This window comes from Terrimonas pollutisoli (assembly GCF_029360765.1).
GTDB lineage: Bacteria > Bacteroidota > Bacteroidia > Chitinophagales > Chitinophagaceae > Terrimonas_B > Terrimonas_B pollutisoli.
Genome location: NZ_JARKNA010000007.1, coordinates 153,643 through 171,604, shown reverse-complemented (window position 1 = coordinate 171,604; position 17,962 = coordinate 153,643). Strand labels below are relative to the sequence as shown.

General features: G+C 40.7%; 19 protein-coding genes. 2 read left to right on the top strand and 17 right to left on the bottom strand.

Features of this window, described 5'->3' with window-relative positions; all coding sequences use genetic code 11:
* Positions 1-226: 226 nt before the first annotated feature.
* Positions 227-583 (bottom strand): hypothetical protein, encoded by a 357-nt coding sequence (locus P2W73_RS14275; protein WP_276502738.1) that lies wholly within the window; start codon positions 581-583, stop codon positions 227-229.
* Positions 584-768: 185 nt separating this feature from the next.
* Entirely contained in the window at positions 769-921 is a 153-nt protein-coding gene (locus P2W73_RS14270; RefSeq protein ID WP_276502737.1) for a hypothetical protein, read from the bottom strand.
* A 139-nt stretch (positions 922-1,060) separates the two neighbouring features.
* On the opposite strand from P2W73_RS14270, the gene corA reads away from it, so the two are divergent.
* Complete coding sequence (gene corA, locus P2W73_RS14265) at positions 1,061-2,035, top strand: magnesium/cobalt transporter CorA (protein WP_276502736.1); 975 nt, start codon at positions 1,061-1,063, stop codon at positions 2,033-2,035.
* A gap of 31 nt (positions 2,036-2,066) precedes the next feature.
* On the opposite strand, the gene P2W73_RS14260 is transcribed toward corA, so the two are convergent.
* The 6 genes from P2W73_RS14260 to P2W73_RS14235 form a co-directional block, all read right to left on the bottom strand.
* A complete protein-coding gene (locus tag P2W73_RS14260) occupies positions 2,067-2,486 on the bottom strand; it encodes a lipocalin family protein (protein WP_276502735.1) in 420 nt (139 codons plus the stop codon).
* A 192-nt stretch (positions 2,487-2,678) separates the two neighbouring features.
* A complete protein-coding gene (locus P2W73_RS14255; protein ID WP_276502734.1) occupies positions 2,679-3,131 on the bottom strand; it encodes a YybH family protein in 453 nt (150 codons plus the stop codon).
* A gap of 307 nt (positions 3,132-3,438) precedes the next feature.
* Positions 3,439-3,861: a VOC family protein gene (locus P2W73_RS14250; RefSeq protein ID WP_276502733.1), complete on the bottom strand. Its 423-nt coding sequence runs from the start codon at positions 3,859-3,861 to the stop codon at positions 3,439-3,441.
* A 79-nt stretch (positions 3,862-3,940) separates the two neighbouring features.
* Entirely contained in the window at positions 3,941-4,711 is a 771-nt protein-coding gene (locus tag P2W73_RS14245; RefSeq protein ID WP_276502732.1) for a helix-turn-helix domain-containing protein, read from the bottom strand.
* Between the two features lie 164 nt (positions 4,712-4,875).
* Positions 4,876-5,730, bottom strand: a complete 855-nt coding sequence (locus tag P2W73_RS14240; protein WP_276502731.1) for an ester cyclase — start codon at positions 5,728-5,730, stop codon at positions 4,876-4,878.
* A gap of 69 nt (positions 5,731-5,799) precedes the next feature.
* Complete coding sequence (locus P2W73_RS14235; protein ID WP_276502730.1) at positions 5,800-6,573, bottom strand: helix-turn-helix domain-containing protein; 774 nt, start codon at positions 6,571-6,573, stop codon at positions 5,800-5,802.
* Between the two features lie 616 nt (positions 6,574-7,189).
* Between P2W73_RS14235 and lepA the strand changes: the two genes are divergently transcribed.
* Entirely contained in the window at positions 7,190-8,983 is a 1,794-nt protein-coding gene (gene lepA, locus P2W73_RS14230) for a translation elongation factor 4 (RefSeq protein ID WP_276502729.1), read from the top strand.
* 180 nt (positions 8,984-9,163) lie between these two features.
* Here the strand turns inward: lepA and P2W73_RS14225 are convergent, their stop codons facing one another.
* The 9 genes from P2W73_RS14225 to P2W73_RS14185 form a co-directional block, all read right to left on the bottom strand.
* Positions 9,164-10,162 (bottom strand): hypothetical protein, encoded by a 999-nt coding sequence (locus tag P2W73_RS14225; protein WP_276502728.1) that lies wholly within the window; start codon positions 10,160-10,162, stop codon positions 9,164-9,166.
* A 215-nt stretch (positions 10,163-10,377) separates the two neighbouring features.
* Positions 10,378-11,670: an HAD-IIIA family hydrolase gene (locus tag P2W73_RS14220; protein ID WP_276502727.1), complete on the bottom strand. Its 1,293-nt coding sequence runs from the start codon at positions 11,668-11,670 to the stop codon at positions 10,378-10,380.
* Between the two features lie 22 nt (positions 11,671-11,692).
* Positions 11,693-12,277, bottom strand: a complete 585-nt coding sequence (gene gmhA, locus P2W73_RS14215) for a D-sedoheptulose 7-phosphate isomerase (RefSeq protein ID WP_276502726.1) — start codon at positions 12,275-12,277, stop codon at positions 11,693-11,695.
* Between the two features lie 3 nt (positions 12,278-12,280).
* Positions 12,281-12,898: a TylF/MycF/NovP-related O-methyltransferase gene (locus tag P2W73_RS14210; RefSeq protein ID WP_276502725.1), complete on the bottom strand. Its 618-nt coding sequence runs from the start codon at positions 12,896-12,898 to the stop codon at positions 12,281-12,283.
* A 110-nt stretch (positions 12,899-13,008) separates the two neighbouring features.
* Complete coding sequence (locus P2W73_RS14205) at positions 13,009-14,034, bottom strand: GHMP family kinase ATP-binding protein (protein ID WP_276502724.1); 1,026 nt, start codon at positions 14,032-14,034, stop codon at positions 13,009-13,011.
* 80 nt (positions 14,035-14,114) lie between these two features.
* Positions 14,115-15,248, bottom strand: coding sequence for a glycosyltransferase (locus P2W73_RS14200; protein WP_276502723.1), 1,134 nt, complete (start codon positions 15,246-15,248; stop codon positions 14,115-14,117).
* Positions 15,248-16,192: a glycosyltransferase family 2 protein gene (locus P2W73_RS14195; RefSeq protein WP_276502722.1), complete on the bottom strand. Its 945-nt coding sequence runs from the start codon at positions 16,190-16,192 to the stop codon at positions 15,248-15,250. The genes P2W73_RS14200 and P2W73_RS14195 overlap by 1 nt, the downstream gene beginning before the upstream one ends.
* 3 nt (positions 16,193-16,195) lie before the next feature.
* Positions 16,196-16,681 carry a DUF4199 domain-containing protein gene (locus P2W73_RS14190; protein WP_276502721.1) on the bottom strand — a complete coding sequence of 162 codons (486 nt, stop codon included), beginning with the start codon at positions 16,679-16,681 and terminating at the stop codon, positions 16,196-16,198.
* A gap of 15 nt (positions 16,682-16,696) precedes the next feature.
* Complete coding sequence (locus P2W73_RS14185) at positions 16,697-17,959, bottom strand: dihydroorotase (RefSeq protein WP_276502720.1); 1,263 nt, start codon at positions 17,957-17,959, stop codon at positions 16,697-16,699.
* Positions 17,960-17,962 lie beyond the last annotated feature (3 nt).

Sequence of the window (17,962 nt, the reverse complement as noted above, 5' to 3'; positions counted from 1 at the left end):
AAAAATATTTAAAGTCACTGCAGGAAATTTTTTGTGTCCACATGTTCACAAGCGAAGACCCCGGGTTTTTTACCGGGGTCTTCGCTTTATTTCAGGAGTAAAGAGAAATCCTGCCTGTGAAATGAATGATGATTCGCTGCTGCAGCTAAAATATGGATGGAAAAACTTGCGGAGTAAATTTTAAAAGCCGGTTGTTAAGCCGGCTCTGTAAGATCAAACAGGTTTTTTATTGGGCTGGTTGTTTTTCCACTGGTTTTTCAGCTTTCTTTTTTTCTATCAGGTCCTTGTATTTTGTTTGTTGCTCCGGGGTGAAAAATTCAAACAGCTTGGCCTGTTTTTCTTTTTTCAGTTCCATCTTTTTTTCTTTTTGAGCTTCTTTTGTCAGCGAAGCATCCTTCATGATGGCATCTATTTTTTCGCCGTATTCTTTGCTAACGGCATCGTACTTTGCCACCTGCTCATCAGTAAGTGCCAATTCTGTTTTAACTTTTTTATCCCAGTCTTCTTTGACTTTTTGATCCTGGGCATTGGCAGCAGCAAAGATGAATCCACCCATCAATAAGGTCAGCAATAGTTTTTTCATACACTGTGAAATTTAGAAGATTAAAAAATGAATGATAACCGATAGCTGGAGGAGAAACTGATGGCTTCAGGAACCGCGCAATTTCTATGCCATTACACGGGAAAGCAGGCTGAACCCTCTACCGCTCATAAAATAACAGGTGGGTTTTAACGATAACTTAATTTGATGAGTAGCCGGTTTATTAGCTATTTATGCCGTTTAAAATACTGTATTTCTCTTTCATGTTTTTTGGCGGCTGCCAATGATGAAAAAGTGCCAAGGTTACGGCGTTTATTTGTCCTTGGGTCTTTCTTTATCGAATACAATCTGTATTCTCCGGATTTTAATTTGCGTATCATACAACTGTTTTTGACCAGCGCTACAACTATTATGCCTATGGCATTGCGACAAAAGGAGAGAGGGTTTTAAATTGATCTTCTCTGTTTATTTTCCGAACTTACCAGAGCAAACCATATTGATACATTCAACTTCACTGCCATGAAAGAGATTATCAATTGCGCCGCCTACTCCGGCGGTAAACGACTGGCCGATATTGAGCTCGACAAGATTCATGAAGTACTGAAAGAAACCGACAAGTTTATATGGGTCGGGTTGCACGAACCATCCGGTGAAATATTGGGCAAAGTGCAGCGGGAGTTCGGCTTGCACGATCTGGCCATTGAAGATGCTCACCGTGCCCACCAGCGGCCGAAAATTGAATTGTATGGCGATTCTATTTTTGTAGTGCTACGTACAGCTAATATCAACGCTGAGCAACATACTGAATTTGGCGAAACCCATTTTTTTGTGGGAACCAATTTTATTGTTAGCGTCCGGCATGGATCAACTGTCGCTTATGTAGATGTCCGTCAAAGATGTGAATCGATGCCGGAATTGCTGAGTAAGGGACAGGGCTTTGTGTTGTATGCAATCATGGATTTTATTGTCGACCGGTATTTTCCCGTGGTGCATGAATTGGAGTCGGCACTGGAGGTTTTGGAAGACAAGATATTTAAAGAAAGACCAAGCCGGGAAACAACAGAACAAATCTACCAGTTGAAAAGAGAGCTGCTTGAAGTGAAGAGAGCTGTGTCGCCACTAATGGATATTTGTACACGACTGATGCGATTTGATATAAAGTGTATTTCCAATGAAACACAACCCTATTTCCGGGATATCTATGATCATGCGATCCGCATCAATGAAATGGTAGACAACACAAGAGAGTTGCTGAGCACGGCGCTGGAGGCAAATTTTTCATTGATCTCCATTTCACAAAATGATACTTCTAAAAAATTTGCCGGCTGGGCCGCTATCATCGCGGTGCCAACCATGATAGCCGGGTTCTACGGTATGAACTTTAAGTTTATGCCGGAGTTGGATTGGCACTATGGTTATTATGGTGTTATTGCCTTCACGATCGTTGCCTGCTGCTTGTTGTATTATTTTTTCAGGAGATCAGGATGGTTATGAGCCAGCATCATAGTGAGCAGTGTAATAATAGTTACTTAGTCATTTTTTTAAACACAAGATATTCTTCGCTTGTACTATTGATGCTTACTTTAAGATTTTCCGATGTTAAATCAATGATAGAAAAAATTGCTTCGTCCCCGTCTGATGCTTGGGTTGAAATTGTTTTTTTATCAGTTGAAACATTATAAGTCCCTCCCGATACTACCATTTCACTCCCGGAATTGTTTTTTGAAACTTTAAATGTGTTGTCCTGGTTAAATGAAAGAATTAGTCCTTTGTTACTTTCGTGAATTACACTTATCGACGGGTCCTGTAAGTTTATTTTTTGCCCAGAATGACTTTCTAATGTCTGATATTCCCATTTTCCAATTATAGAAACATTATTATTTTTTTGTTTGCAGGCGAGGACCGATAATGCGAAAAAGAGATAGATAAATACTCTTAATTTCATCTATTAGGCTATTTTTTTTTAAAGATATTCTCTTTTCCCTCCTGAACCTCTTTTTCAATCCAGAAACGAACAAAAATTTTATGTCTGGGATTGTCTACCTTTTTATAAATGATTTGTTCTTTGCAAAATCATAGCTTCCTCCCATTATACTGGAGCTCAAATCAGCTTATGAATAAGTGATAGTTTACTGCGTCAATCCCATACATATTTCCAGGAGCCGTCTGGTTGCCGTTTCCAAACCGTGTGAAAAATACCGCTAAACTCAAGAGGCTTACCAGTGCTGTCTTTCGATTGCCAAAGATATTTCCCATAGGTATATGCCATATTTCCATCTGGTGACACATCAATAAAATCTGGTGACCATTTTACCGAAGCGGTTTTATAAAAATCTGCGGCGTAAAAATTTTTAATCCCTTCTTTTGTATGAATAAGGCTGTCATTGTTGCGCTTGATCACGGCATTGGAGTCAGCATAAAACCAAAATGCTTCGGCTATTCCTTTTTCAGCTGCCATTGTTTCAAAATCTTTTTCGGCTTTTTGTATTTCCTGTTTTACTGCTTCAGTTTCTTTTACTACCGGTGTTTGCTGACCACAGGAGATGAGCAGCATAGTACAGGCTGCTGCAAGGCAAAAACGGGAGAGCATATTTTTTTTATTTTAAGATAATCTTTTTTGTTTTAATGCGACTGTAATAAATAATAAATGAACTGGATTGTGCTACCGGCTACTAATTTTGTTTTCCTGCATAGCTTGTGGTTTTGCTAATCTGGCTTTCGCAGGGTTGGCATGATGTTAAGGAGTTAATTGTCCTTCGTATAAATGAAAGTATGAAAATTTGTTAGTTCAGGAGAGGGAGATAAAACGATCTTCTTTAACTAATACCTGCAAAGAAAACGACAGACCTTCCCGTAAAAAAATACGGAGAAGGTCCGTCGCAAACTGTAAAATGGTATCAGGCATTTTCCAGCGCCTCGATATTAAATTTGGTCATCTTCATGTAAGCTTTGATTACGTTTTGCGCCTTGTCCGGATTGCTTAATAGTACGGGCAGCACCTTGGGAACAATTTGCCAGGACAATCCAAATTTGTCGTCAAGCCAGCCGCACTGACTATAAATACCACCTTCGCCCAATTTTTCCCAGTAGTAATCAATTTCATCCTGTGTTTCACATTCAACCACAAATGAAGTAGCCGGTGAAAATTTGTACTGCGGCCCACCATTGAGGCCCATAAATTTTTTGCCATTCAATTCAAAAGTGACGACCATTTGGTTGTCTGCTGTAATTTTTGAGTTTTTGAATATAGAGCAGTAGAATTTTGCAGCTGCCTGCGCCTGGCCGTCAAACCACAGGCAGGGATAAATTTGATTTGTCATTTTGTTGTTGTTTAAAATTATATAGCAAAAGTGAGATCGTTACAACGAAAGGAATAGAACAAAACCGACAAAATGCTTATCATAATCTTCCGCTAAACCGGAGGTAGTCAGTGGGTGTTATGTTGGTGAACTCTTTGAATGCCCGGATATAATGACTTTGATCGGCATACCCGTTGTCAAAAGCAATATCGGTCAGTTTGGTAACCGATTTGGTGTTTAACTGCTGAAAGGCTGAATTAAACTGGCTGATGCGCCTGAACAAATTGGGTGAGATTCCAATGTTCTTTTCAAACATTCGCTGAAACGTTCTCTCGGTGAGATATAGTTTACTCTGAAGGGTGTGTAAAATTTCCTTACCCGGGTTTTTAGCAATTTGAGAAGTAGCAAATTTGATCAGTTCAAAATCGGTTTTAACTTTTGTAATTAAACTATACACATATTCATTCAGCAGTTCCATCATTATTTCGGTAGAACCGGCATTGAGCAGTTGCTCCTGCAATTCGGCAGTTCGTTTGGGCGACAAAAGTCTTAAGTCAATGGGGTTATCCGTGAGCTCCTGTGCCGAAATGCCGAATAGTGAATACAAAGCAAATGGCTTAAAAAAATAGGCGATGAGTGTAAAATTCTCTTTGAGCGTTAAGGATTCGGGAAAAACGGTTTGACCAAATAAAGTGAGGTTGTTCGTATTGTTTTTGACCTGCCCTTTTGCTGTTTGAAATAATAAAGTAGGAGCGGCATTGGCATATAAGGGCAGTACAAAAGGTGTAGTTACACTGAAATTTTCAATAACCAGGATGCGCTGAACGTAGTCAGCAATTTTCTCGTTGGGCGTATGGTTACTGGTTTTCATTTTATGTTGTTACTCTCTCTTACCGGAGGTTATTGTTTACCGGTTCGGCTTGCCCTGGTTTGTGATTTGCTATTACAAGTTAGAATTTCTTTTGCTATGCTTAAATGAGCCGGGCTACCGACGCCATTTCGGTCGCCCGGAAATATTGCCAGGTCGCCGTTCTTCTATTGTTGATAAGCTTTATACAGTTGCCTTTCCATTTTTATATTCAGTTGCTCAGTAAATTCTGCCGGGTCAAAATTTATTTTTTCATACTCAGTTTGGACTGATCTTTTTGCCTTATCCAAATAATCCTGATTCTGCCAGGCGGCAATGGTCATTAAAATTAAATCACCGCTGTTGTCCTCATAAGCCATTACTTCGTCTTTAATAAATCCAGGAAGAGATTTGATAAAGTTCCTGTTGTATTGCATTCTTTGCGTAAATTCTGCAATCGCATTTTTTGGTATGAAAAATTTATCAACAAAGAACATAGTAGATTCTTTTTCTTTTGAAAGAGCCGTCGGGTCAGATGGTAAAACACCTAACTGTTGAAGGAAGCTAAGTCTGTCGGTTTGGATTTGGTGACTAATTATTTTGCCGTCTTTAAACTCATAAATGCCAGCCCCTTCATTAGAAATGCTTCTGTTTGTTGCTGCAATATTTTGAAATTGTTCTTTGTGTGTTCCTTCTACCTTTTGTTTCACGAAAACCTTATTTCCTTCCGCAACGATCTCCGTCAACGTCCACCTCGCATCAGGAAAAGCTTTTGTGATTGCTATTATTCCTTTTTTAAACACTTCAATACCCTTTTCTCCCTGGGCATTCGTATAGTCTGCTGAAACAATACGATCAATCAGCTCAAATTTTCTGTTGTTTAAAATATTTTCGTAAAGGTTACGAATAACAGCTTTGTTAATACTTACAGTAGCTTCCATTTTATTGGCTTTTATTGAATGATTTGATTTAGTCTGCGTAAAACCAAACTGCCCTGTTAGCAAAGAGGAGAGGAGAAGGCAGGGTTTAATTACTGATTTCATTGTTACCAGGTTTTGTTATTGCAAAGTTGGCAGGTACTGAAACCAAATCATTGTAAAAAATCATTGATTTTACCAATAGGAAGCCGATTTGAAAAAGTCCGTTGGCGTTTGTCCCGTAAAAAGTTTAAAGTCTTTGTTGAAATGAGCCTGGTCGTAATAACCGTTTTCAAGCGCTGTGTCAAGAAAAGATGATGATGCAGGGTTTTGGCGTATAATGGCTTTCATTTTGACTATGGAAGAAAACTGTTTGGGTGTAGTTCCCGTCATTTTCCTAAACCGCTTTTCGAAAGCATCCTGGCTGATAAATAAATCATCTGCTAACGCTCTTATTCTCGTCAATCCGTTGTTTGCATAAATTTTAACAATAGCCTCTGACACAAGTTTATCGGGCTTATTGTATAGAAGTTTTGAGTATAAGAACTGTTCAATAACAGCGATTTTTGTTTTGTTGTTATTAGTTTCGGCTAAACGTTCTTCTATGATTGAAATTTCTGAATAGGGGAAAAAATTATCCAATGAGACGCTTTCTTCAAACAGTTCGTGAAGCGGTTGCCTGAAAAATGCAGCTGCTCCCGTTTCTGTGAACAATACAATTAGAGCCGATGTTTGAGGTGCATAGTTGATAAGCCGAACGGATTTACGTAAGCCCGAAAATGTTGCGATGGGCAAAACGCTTTTGTCTGCATCGTTGAGGTAAGAAATTTGTCCTTTAAAACGAAACGCAATAGCAAGCGAAGTGTTCGGTACAACTCTATTAACCAATTCGTCCCGGCTTTCAATAATTCTGTAAGCCTTGATGTATGGCCTTAATATATCTGTTGGTATGTGGTCCTCAATTTTCATTGTCTGTTTGTCGCAAATTTTGCCTTACGGCGTTCAGGCATTTGTGCTGTTGCGTGCTTCATTTATTCGTTGCCCCGGCGACGGCTGCCGAACGATGATACTAAAGATAAAAATTTATTCTGTTGCTTATTAGTAAATGTCAAGCTGGGACAAAAAGCTGAGCAGCGTTACAGATATTGAGCGACGCTTTGCGTCTCAGCTTATGTTATTGGAACGATGAACTTAACATCAGCATGAGCGATTGAGGAACAATTTGGTGTTCCATTTGGTGCCTCAAGTATAAGGACAACTGGTGTAATCGATTGCTACAATCATCAAAGGAGTTCAGTTGCCAGGCTATCAAAGAAGGATTGAATCGAAAGCTGCATGCAATAAAAATAGTTTACCCATTTTCATCGTTAATTTTTCTGTCTGCTGAATAGCGAATGCGACGAGAATGTTGGCATCCCGATCGGCCTGCGGCATCGGGACAGAGCCCTTAAGAATGCCCTTCGCCAGGCTCAGGGTGAACTTGCAGGAAAAGCCCAGTCAAGGTGCAAAAGCTGGCCAAACAATCCTTCCTTCCTCGCCCCAAAACGCTTACCTTTGCCCGTCCCGAAAAAGGGGCAAATCGTACATGAAGAATATCCGGAATTTTTGCATTATCGCTCATATTGACCATGGCAAATCTACCCTGGCTGACAGGCTTTTACAAAGCACCGGCACCATCAGCGACCGCGACATGATGGATCAGGTGCTGGATGATATGGACCTGGAACGGGAAAAAGGGATCACCATTAAAAGCCATGCGATCCAGATCAATTATAAACATACCGACGGGCAGCAATATATCCTGAACCTGATCGACACTCCCGGCCACGTAGACTTTAGCTACGAAGTGAGCCGGGCCCTGGCCGCCTGCGAAGGTTGCCTGCTGCTGGTAGATGCTACGCAGGGCATACAGGCACAAACCATTTCTAACCTTTACCTGGCTATTGACAATGATCTTGAGATTATCCCGGTGATCAACAAAATCGATATGGATGGCGCCATGATCGAAGAGGTGGAGGACCAGATCATCGAATTGATTGGGTGTAAGAAGGAAGATATTCTGCATGCCAGTGGTCGTACGGGCTTGGGTGTAGATAAAGTGCTGGATGCGATTGTTAACCGCGTTCCCGCACCAGCGGGTAAAACGGAGGCGCCTTTGCAGGCCCTGATCTTCGACAGCGTATTCAACTCCTTCCGGGGTATTATCGTTTATTATCGTATCCTGCATGGTTCGATCAAAAAAGGCGATAAAGTAAAATTCGTGAGCACTGGCCAGGAATATGAGGCCGATGAAGTGGGGATACTGAAGCTGAAAATGACAGAAAAGAGCGAGGTAAAAACGGGCGATGTAGGTTATATCATTACTGGTATCAAAAATGCGAAAGAAGTAAAAGTAGGTGATACAATTACACTCGCAAGCAATCCTAATCCCGAGCTGATAAAAGGTTTTGAAGAGGTGAAGCCGATGGTATTTGCGGGCATCTTCCCGGTGAATACGGATGAGTTTGAAGAACTGCGGGATTGCATGGACAAACTGCAGCTGAATGATGCTTCGCTGACCTATGAATTGGAAACATCGCAGGCATTGGGCTTTGGTTTTCGTTGCGGCTTTTTGGGAATGCTGCACATGGAGATCATCCAGGAGCGGCTGGAAAGAGAGTTTGATCAAACGGTGATCACGACTGTGCCCAACGTAAGTTTTATTGCTTACACAACAAAAGGGGAGAAGATCATCGTGAATAATCCGACGGAGTTTCCTGACCCGGTAAAGACGGAGCGGATTGAAGAGCCATTTATCAAAGCGCAGATCATTACCAAGCCGGAATATATCGGCAACATCATGACGCTGTGTTTGGGCAAGCGTGGAATACTGGTAAATCAAAGTTACCTGACGACTACAAGGGTAGAGCTGATTTTTGAAATGCCATTGACCGAGATCGTATTTGATTTTTATGATAAGCTGAAATCACAAACAAGGGGCTATGCTTCCTTTGACTATCACCCAATCGGCTATCGTGATAGTGATATTGCAAAAATGGATATCCTGTTAAATGGTGATAAGGTGGATGCTTTATCAGCGTTGATTCATCGTGGCCGTGCGCAGGACTTTGGCAGAAAGCTTTGCGAGAAATTAAAAGAGTTGGTGCCCCGCCAGCAGTTCCAGATAGCCATACAGGCAGCAATCGGCGCCAAAGTAGTAGCAAGGGAAAATATCTCAGCGATGCGGAAAGATGTTACCGCTAAATGTTATGGTGGTGATATCAGCCGTAAAAGAAAGCTGTTGGAAAAACAGAAGGAAGGTAAGAAGCGAATGAGGCAGATTGGAAATGTGGAGGTACCACAGGAAGCATTTCTCGCAGTATTAAAGCTCGACGACTAGAAGACACTGTTCCTCCCTGAAGGGGAGGTTAGGAGGGGCTGCCACAGGAAGCTTTCTTAGCGGTATTGAAGCTGGATGATTAAGTGAAAAGGCAACAGTCAAAAGTGAAAAATAATAAAGGCGCAAAGGGTTTAAACTCTTTGCGCCTTTATTTCTTTGCGGCTTTGCGTGAAATTGGGATTAATTATTTTCTTCGATCACGGGTTTTTCTTTCCCCTTATTTTTATCAGATTTTTCCAGCAGCTTTTTTTCATCGCGGTTTCCCTTATTGTCAAGAATAGGTTCACCAACAGGAGGTTTGCCGAGATAGGGATCAACGCCACGCATGTCGATCTTATAATCAAACGCTTTATCTACATGTACCCATTTACCATTTTCCCATTTGAATGCTTCATTATCGCCATCGGGAACAAGTGTCCAGCTATTTTCCGGTTCATTTGTTTCGGATACCAGGTGATCCACTAATATCATTTGCAGTTCATCAATAAAGTTTACCAACACCCGGGCATCTTTTTTATACTCGATGCTGAAACGGTTTTGAACTGGCCTTGGCACACTGTCTTTTGCAAAAGAAAAATACGGACCGCCAAAAAGGGCCTCATTTTTATCATTAAAAGTCAGTACCTCGATCCATTTTTTGGAGCTTCGTACATTATTATAGTCAATACCGAAAAGGGTATAATAGTTTTTTCCTTTGTCCTGTGTTTTGATGATGTTATAATAAATGGCGCCGATCCAGTTGTTGCGGGTACGCACCGAATCCAGGGGTTTGTCGGTAAATTCAGATACATCACGAAGTGGTATTAACTTAAGTGATCCGTCCTTCGTTTTTAATTGAATGGCCCCTCGCTGGCGGGAATAAAAATCATCAAACTCCAACCCCCAGCTAAAAATGCGAAAGGTGCTGTCCGGGGCATACAATTTTGAAATGCCTTTAACAGAATCAAAAGGATAATAAAAAGAATTTTTTATTTGTAATGCCCTCACCAGTGTACGGGTAAAGATGCTGTCGGAGATCATACGATCTTCTGTTAAAGAATCGGTGACCAGGTATCGTCCATACCACTGCAGGGTATCTTCCTTTGCTCTTAATTTTTTGCGGTCAGCTGCTGAAATCAGTTGCGAATAGCCAGTTTGAAAAAAGATCAAAGCCAGTAAAAATGCAAGCCCTGTTTTCATCGTCAACGTTTTCACAGAATTTATATCATTTATACGTTAATATAATATCATAAGTTTCGATATAATACCGACAGACATTCGATGCGTCCAATAGTAGTGTTTCAATGTCTCGTCGGTATTAAATTTGGTGATCGCAAAAATAGGTCTTAATTAACAGCACATACCAGTCTTCCGGGGGCAATAACGACAAAAAAATTATAAAATTTTGTGATAGATCATAAAGCTTTGGCAAAATCTGTCAATGAGTTAAAACTCATATCGATAGCCGGGTGGGGAAGCTCTATATGGGGAATAGTTGTCTTTAAGAAGATGCAATACATGCCGGCATTGCGACCAAACTCCATGTCGCTGATATTGTTGCCTACCATGATCGATTTGGAAAAGTCAATTTCGGGAAACCGGGCCCTGGCTTGTAAGGCCATGCCGGGGTTTGGTTTGCGGATAATGTCATTATTATCGATGGAGCTGGCGTAAAAAATGGCGTCTATCTTGCCGCCTTCAGCTTCTATAGTTGTCAACATTTTTTGGTGAATAGCATCCAGGTCAGCAACGCTCATTAAGTTCCTGCCAACACCACGTTGATTGGTTGCAATGACAATGCGGCCAAATTTTTCCTTGAATAATTTAAACACAGGTGGCACACCATCATAAAAAACAAACTCGCCGGGATTAAAAATATAGCTACCAACTTTGTCGTGGTTTAAGACACCATCCCGGTCGAGGAATAATGTCCAGCTTTGATCGATAGCTTCTAAGTTTAGCGGTGCCTGTTTTAACTCATCCTGCACACGATTGTAATCTTCAGGTATGCCAATATCAATAAAATAGCTATCCTGTACAATGCCGGAGATTTTGCCCTGTTGGTAGTATCGCTCGAGATAGTCTTTTTCAAATGAAAATTTTGCCGGGAATTTTTTAGCCAAAAAATTTTCAACATTTAAAATATATACACCACCATTGATAAGCCCTTTGTCATAAAACTGCTTTTCTTTGAAATCGGTGATCAGTCCTTTCTCATTCATTTCTACCACACCATACCGGTCAAAACGATGCATCGGTTTTAACGCCAGTGTGCAATCAGCTTTTTGATCTTCATGAAAAGAATTTACCGTATCAACATCAATTTTAAAAAGAGTATCGCCGTTTACAATAAGTACATTTTTTTCTGTTGCATATTGACAAGCCAGTTGAATAGCACCACCCGTTCCCAATGGTTCTTCTTCAACGGAGCATTGAAAATTGAGCGTTGAAAATTGATCATTTAAATAATCAATAATGATCTCATGTTTGTAGCCAAGAGAAAAAATAAATTTTTCTACTCCCTGTAACCTGAGATAGTTGATAACATAAAACAAAAAAGGTCTGCCAGCAACAGGCGCCATGCATTTTGGCAAGTCGGACACAACCGATCTTAATCTTGTTCCCAATCCGCCTGCGAGTATAAGCCCCTCCCGTCCCCTAAAGGGGAGGCCCGGAAGAGTTATTTCATTTAGTGAAGTTTCATTCATAAGGAATTTTCTTAATTCCCCTTTAGGGGATGGGGGCAAATAATTTTTCTTCTACTAATTGGCAGATAATGTGTCCCGCCATGATATGACTTTCCTGTATTCTGGGGGTATCTGTAGAGGGAATATTGATCAAATAATCACTAACAGATTTCAATTGGCCGCCGGTCATCCCGGTGAAGCCGATGGTGATCATGCCTTTTTCTTTGGCGGTTTCAAAAGCTTTGATAATATTTTTTGAATTGCCGGAGGTGGACAGGCCGATCAATACATCACCATGCTGGCCGATGCCATCAATCAGGCGGGAATAGATGACATCAAAACTATAATCGTTTCCTACAGCTGTAAGATAGGATGTGTTGCAGTGCAGCGCCTCTGCAGGTAAAGCTTTTCGATCGGTATAAAAACGACCGGAAAATTCAGCCGCCAGGTGCTGGGCATCGGCGGCACTGCCGCCATTACCGCAAAACAAGACTTTGTTACCATTCTTGAAAGCCATTACAATTTTATGGACACAGTTATTGATGGTTTGCAAAAGCAATTCATCTTCCAAAATCTTTTGTTTGGTATTGATCGAAGCTTTTATTATTTCTGTTATTCTGTCTTTCATGTCTCAGATGATTTTAAAAGCCGAAAAAAGATAATTATTGGCAGCTCCAATAAATTCGGTATTGATATAGTATGATTTTATAAAATTATCAAAAGCCAGGAACTCATGCGAAGGGACAAGGTATTCATCAAACAGAATAATGTCCCCTTTTTTTAGCAAGGGCGCCAAACTTGTTAAAGTAAATAATGTTGATGTGTACAAATCCGCATCCATATGAATCACTTTGCGGTTTGTGCTGCTGTATTGTTGAATAAAACCAGGCAGGGTTTGCTGGAAAAGACCTTTGTAAAATCTAACTCTGCTGTCTTTAATGTCCGGTTCTTTTGAACCCGTTGACATGTCACCTGCTTTAAAAGGTCCCCATGCTTCCGGCAGTCCTTCAAATGTATCAAAGCCATGAAAACGTGAATGGGGATTCGTATTATGCTCTACCCACCAGCTGAACGAACTGCCCCCGGCTACTCCAAATTCCAAATAGTCGATTGACTCGTTCTTTGTTTCTGCTGATGTGATATGCTGGTATAGGGAAAAACGTTTATTATAATCCGACTTGTACGCAAAAAAATCATTGAAAGAGCTTTTGTTTTTTTGTTCATGCGCCCAGCGGGAAAGCTTTGACATATTGGCCAGGTTTAAAAACATTTTTTCAAACGGGCCTATCAATATGTGCAGTCGTAGCCACAAAAAAGTTTTTTTCAGGTTTCTTGCAAAGAAAAAAAAGGTCTTCATAGCTATAATACTGTCCAGGTTGTTAAACCATGTTTGGTAAACTGATAGTTTTTACAATAACCGCCGAATGATTCTAAGGTTTCAATAACCTTGTACCTGGTGTTTTTGGGACAATAAAATGTCATAAAGCCCCCACCGCCGGCCCCGGATATTTTGCCACCCGTAGCGCCGGCCTGTATTGCTGCGTTATAAATGTCTTCAATGCCTTTGTTGGAAATATTATGAGCCATCAGCCTTTTTTGTTGAAAACCAAAATCAAGGATCTCCCCAATTTCATGTAACCTGCCTCTCAATAATGCTTCCTTCATTCTCTTCGCCTGCTCTTTCAGTTGGTGCATGGCTTCAATCGATTTTTCATTTCTCTCGTTCACATTTTTTTGTTGCTCTTTGATAATGGTGGCGGATTCCCGGCTCGTTGATGTGAAATAAAGAACAAGATTGTTTTGCAGTTCGTGCAAATATTCAGGTCTTATACGAAGAGGGTTAACAATTACTTTATCATCTTCATAAAATTCCATAAAGTTGACACCGCCAAAAGTGGCTGCATATTGATCTTGTTTACCGCCTGCAAGTTTTAAATCTGTTCGTTCAATTTCGTATGCATAATGAGCAATGTCATAATCACCCAAAGGTAGTTTTAGCATTTCTGTAAATGCACCAATGATGGCCACTACCAATGTAGAAGAAGTGCCTAATCCGGAGCCGGCAGGTGCATCTACAAAGGTAGACAACCTGAAGCCGTTAGCAGGTATTGTATAATCTTTTTGTATGCGGTTGTAAACACCTTTTAACAGATCTAAGGTGCCGTCAATGGGCAATTCTTTTACCCAATCAAACTGTTGCGTTTGTTTTTGATCTAGTGATTCAATGATGATCTCATTGCCTTCAATAGGTTCGATGCTGGCATGGGCGGATAAGGAGATAGTGGCATTCAGAATTGCTCCCCCATATTGATCACTGTAAGGGCTAACATCGGTGCCACCACCGGCTAATCCAATTCTTAAGGGAGCTTTGCTTCGATAGATCATGCGTCGATTGTTTTATAGAATATGGTTTTACTAACTGGTCCCCGGGACTCACTGTTGATGTGAACGCTTTAACAAACGTTTCAATGGTTATTTCCCGAAAGATTGAGAACGGCTTTTACAATATTTTGCCAGCTATATTTTTGTTTTTCGCTGCGAAGATGCGGAATAAAATAATCCTCTCCTAATTGGTAGAATTTTAAAATTCCTTCGGCAATTGCTGTAGGATTGGGCTCCACTACCAGGCCTGCTTTTTGATCTGGCACAAGAGAAGGTAAACCACCAACATTGGTAACTACCATTGGTTTTTCAAAGTGGTAGGCGAGTGGTGTGACGCCGCTTTGCGTGGCATTGCGGTAAGGTTGAATGATAGCATCAGCTGCGCATAAATAGTATTGAACTTCGCTATCCGGAATAAAATCAGTTTTTAAAATTAATTGGTCTTTGATTCCAAGCCGGTTGATCTGTTCCTGGTATTGCTTCTCATCTTCATAAAATTCACCGGCAACAAGTAATTTGATTCCAGCATCTTTTATTTGTTGGTCAGCCATTGCTTCCAGCAATAGGTCAAGTCCCTTGTATTTGCGGATGAATCCAAAGAATAAAATAATCTTTTCATCAATTGGCAGGCCTAAATGATTTCGAGCCTCAGCTTTTGAAATGATTGGGCCAAAATTGTCGTACAAGGGATGTTGTACCAGTTGCGCAGGTTTTTCAACATCAAATAAGCGTAGATCATTCAGCACCTTTTCACTCATAGTAATGAAGGCGTCACAACTTTTGATAAAGTAACTGGTAAACGGTTTATCGCCGGCTCTTTTTTCGTGTGGAATTATGTTATCAGCGATGCAAACAATTTTAGTGTGCTTGTTTTTTCTCACTCTTCTTAATATGGATCCCAAAGCTGGTCCCATGAACGGGAGCCAGTAACGAACCACAATGATATCAGGCTTTTCTTTCTTTAAACGATTGCCAACTTTTAGCCAGTTAAGAGGGTTTACTGAATTAATCTCCGTATGAATGGTGATTCCTTCCGGCGCCGGTTCGTCAGAATATTGAGTTTTGCCGGGGAAAAAAAACGACGGGTATTGAAGGGAAAAAGAATAAATAGAACATGTATGTCCACTTTGAATAAATTCTTTGGCAAGGCGTTGGTTAAAGGTAGCCAATCCCCCTCTTAAAGGATGTGCCGGGCCAATGATCACAACGTTTGCCATTATAAGCCTTCTTTCTTTTCGATGAGATATGAATTGCGGCTTTGTGAATTTCTAGAAATCAATTCACCGATAAAACCCGCCAGGAATAATTGCATACCAATTACAATTGAAATTAAGGCGATATAAAATCCCGGCCTGTTGGTTAAAGCAAAATTGTGCGGGTCAATAATTTTCGAAATGATAAGATTCAAGGCAATCAGCAATCCGCCGAGGAAAAATACCGTGCCCCAGGCCCCAAAAAAGTGCATGGGACGTTTACCAAATTTGCCCATGAAGAAAATGGTGAGCAGATCAAGAAACCCATTGATGAATCTTGTCCATCCAAATTTGCTTACACCATATTTGCGGGGCCTGTGCTCCACTACTTTTTCCCCAATCTTTTTGAAGCCCGCCCATTTTGCCAATACCGGAACATAGCGGTGCATTTCACCATATACTTCTACACTCTTCACTACTTTTTTGCTATAAGATTTCAAGCCGCAATTAAAATCGTGCAATTTTATTTTGCTCATCTGCCTTGCAGATGCATTGAAAAGTTTGCTGGGCAAATTTTTAGTAAGCCTATTGTCGTACCGCTTTTTTTTCCATCCGCTTACCAGGTCGTAGCCATCTTCAAGGATCATCTTTCTGAGTTCCGGAATTTCATCCGGGCTATCCTGCAAGTCGGCATCCATGGTAATGATCACATCGCCTTGCGCTGCACGAAAGCCCTCATTCAACCCGGCCGATTTACCATAGTTGCGCTGAAACTTAATGCCTTTTATGTTCGAATTTTTACTTCTTAACTGCTCAATTACTTGCCATGAATTATCTGTACTACCATCGTCAACGAAAATAATTTCGTAGGTGTAATTATTCTCGAGCATTACTTTTTCTATCCAGGCGGATAATTCCGGTAATGATTCTTCTTCGTTCAATAGTGGTATGACCAGGGAAATATCCATGCGTTATTTTCTTCTCATTAATAATGCTGAACCGATAGCTGTGATGATGGCACCAGTGATCAAATATCCGAAAATTGTAATGGAAACAAGGCTCGTAGTATATTGTTTTTTGGCTTCTGCTACCAGCTTTTCAATTTCATCCGGCGTTTTATTTTTTTCTTTCACCAGGTCTTCCCGATAATAAGTGGCTGCTTCTTCGGCAAACTCAGGATGTTGCATGCTGAATATAGCCGTGTAAGCCACCATGATCAGTATAACAACAATAAAACACCGAAAGCCCTGTCCAAAGAGGTCAGCAAATTTTCCGGTGAATTCAGCAGAGCGGGAATAACTGATGAGTGCCCATGCAATACCCGCTGCATACAACACATAAATAATGTAATTCAGCTTTGATTCAGCAGGCGATTTAAAATAATATAATAAAAGTGACGTTGCCACTAATATCACACCAGTGATAATTCCTTTAATGAGGGGAGTAAGGTTGATCATGAATAGGAACGAATATTAAAAGATGACTTCTTTGTTTTTATGAACAATGCCTGCGACTTTACCGGTTAATTCTTTTCCGATAAAAGGAGAGTTTTTCGATTTTGAAAAAATGTTTTTCTCTTCTACTGTCCATTTCTTTTCAGGATGGAATAATGTCAGCGATGCATTATTGCCTTCTATGATGCTGGCGGTATCAAGTCCAAACAAGCGCCGTGGATTTAATGATAACAGTTCAACCCATTTTTCGGCGGCTACTGCCGGAAGAGCGGTGCGCAATACAGCATACGCCGTTTCAAGCCCGATCATGCCGTATTTGGCATATTCAAATTCTACCACTTTGCTGTCAACCTCGTGAGGTAAATGATGTGTAGCAATACAATCAATAGTTCCTTCGGTAACGGCATGTTGCAAGGCAATTCTGTCTTCTTTGGTGCGAAGGGGAGGATTAACCTTCAGGTTGGTATCATAATCCTTCATGTCTTCATCACAAAAGAAAAGGTGATAAGGTGTAACAGAACAACTGATTTTTATACCACCTTCTTTTCCCCGTTTGATATATTCCAGCGATTTTTTTGAACTCACGCCTGTAAAATGCAGTCGTGACTCAGCATATCTTGTCAACTTAATATCTCTTGCTACAATCAATTCTTCCGCCATGGCCGGTTTGCCGGGCAATCCTAATTGTGTTGACACAATGCCCTCGTTCATCAACCCATGGGCGTTGATACTTTTATCATCGGGAATTTGAATGAGTGTGCCTTCAAAAGTTTTTACATATTGCAATGCTTTCAATAACAAACCGGCAGATTGAACACTGTTGATCCCATCACTGAAAGCAATGGCGCCACTGGCCCGCATATCATACATTTCAGCCAGCTCTTTTCCCTCAGTGTTTTTTGTAATAGCGCCTATAGGGTGAATGGAAACCGGCAGGATTTTGCCTTTTTGAACGATGTATTCAATAGTAGACTTATTATGTATACAAGGATTGGTATTAGGGATGACCATTATATCCGTATAACCACCAGCTGCAGCTGCTGCCGCACCGGTCTCAAGAGTTTCTTTAAATTCATGACCCGGATCGGCAAAGTTGGCAAAAACATCCACCCATCCCGGTGAGACATGGAGGCCCGGAGTGTTTATTTCTTTATCTGCTTTTTGTGTGAGATCAGGGCCTAGTTGGCTGATTATCCCGTTTTCAATAAAAATATCAGTGAATTGCCCGTTGAAAGGAGAATTTGGATCAACGATTCTTGCGTTCTTAATGAGTAGTTTCATTAA

What these genes read in the sequence shown, in the direction of transcription:
- P2W73_RS14275 (WP_276502738.1), bottom strand. Translation starts at nt 583, where the DNA reads ATGAAAAAACTATTGCTGACCTTATTGATGGGTGGATTCATCTTTGCT.
- P2W73_RS14270 (WP_276502737.1), bottom strand. Translation starts at nt 921, where the DNA reads ATGATACGCAAATTAAAATCCGGAGAATACAGATTGTATTCGATAAAG.
- corA (WP_276502736.1), top strand. Translation starts at nt 1,061, where the DNA reads ATGAAAGAGATTATCAATTGCGCCGCCTACTCCGGCGGTAAACGACTG.
- P2W73_RS14260 (WP_276502735.1), bottom strand. Translation starts at nt 2,486, where the DNA reads ATGAAATTAAGAGTATTTATCTATCTCTTTTTCGCATTATCGGTCCTC.
- P2W73_RS14255 (WP_276502734.1), bottom strand. Translation starts at nt 3,131, where the DNA reads ATGCTCTCCCGTTTTTGCCTTGCAGCAGCCTGTACTATGCTGCTCATC.
- P2W73_RS14250 (WP_276502733.1), bottom strand. Translation starts at nt 3,861, where the DNA reads ATGACAAATCAAATTTATCCCTGCCTGTGGTTTGACGGCCAGGCGCAG.
- P2W73_RS14245 (WP_276502732.1), bottom strand. Translation starts at nt 4,711, where the DNA reads ATGAAAACCAGTAACCATACGCCCAACGAGAAAATTGCTGACTACGTT.
- P2W73_RS14240 (WP_276502731.1), bottom strand. Translation starts at nt 5,730, where the DNA reads ATGAAATCAGTAATTAAACCCTGCCTTCTCCTCTCCTCTTTGCTAACA.
- P2W73_RS14235 (WP_276502730.1), bottom strand. Translation starts at nt 6,573, where the DNA reads ATGAAAATTGAGGACCACATACCAACAGATATATTAAGGCCATACATC.
- lepA (WP_276502729.1), top strand. Translation starts at nt 7,190, where the DNA reads ATGAAGAATATCCGGAATTTTTGCATTATCGCTCATATTGACCATGGC.
- P2W73_RS14225 (WP_276502728.1), bottom strand. Translation starts at nt 10,162, where the DNA reads ATGAAAACAGGGCTTGCATTTTTACTGGCTTTGATCTTTTTTCAAACT.
- P2W73_RS14220 (WP_276502727.1), bottom strand. Translation starts at nt 11,670, where the DNA reads ATGAATGAAACTTCACTAAATGAAATAACTCTTCCGGGCCTCCCCTTT.
- gmhA (WP_276502726.1), bottom strand. Translation starts at nt 12,277, where the DNA reads ATGAAAGACAGAATAACAGAAATAATAAAAGCTTCGATCAATACCAAA.
- P2W73_RS14210 (WP_276502725.1), bottom strand. Translation starts at nt 12,898, where the DNA reads ATGTCAAAGCTTTCCCGCTGGGCGCATGAACAAAAAAACAAAAGCTCT.
- P2W73_RS14205 (WP_276502724.1), bottom strand. Translation starts at nt 14,034, where the DNA reads ATGATCTATCGAAGCAAAGCTCCCTTAAGAATTGGATTAGCCGGTGGT.
- P2W73_RS14200 (WP_276502723.1), bottom strand. Translation starts at nt 15,248, where the DNA reads ATGGCAAACGTTGTGATCATTGGCCCGGCACATCCTTTAAGAGGGGGA.
- P2W73_RS14195 (WP_276502722.1), bottom strand. Translation starts at nt 16,192, where the DNA reads ATGGATATTTCCCTGGTCATACCACTATTGAACGAAGAAGAATCATTA.
- P2W73_RS14190 (WP_276502721.1), bottom strand. Translation starts at nt 16,681, where the DNA reads ATGATCAACCTTACTCCCCTCATTAAAGGAATTATCACTGGTGTGATA.
- P2W73_RS14185 (WP_276502720.1), bottom strand. Translation starts at nt 17,959, where the DNA reads ATGAAACTACTCATTAAGAACGCAAGAATCGTTGATCCAAATTCTCCT.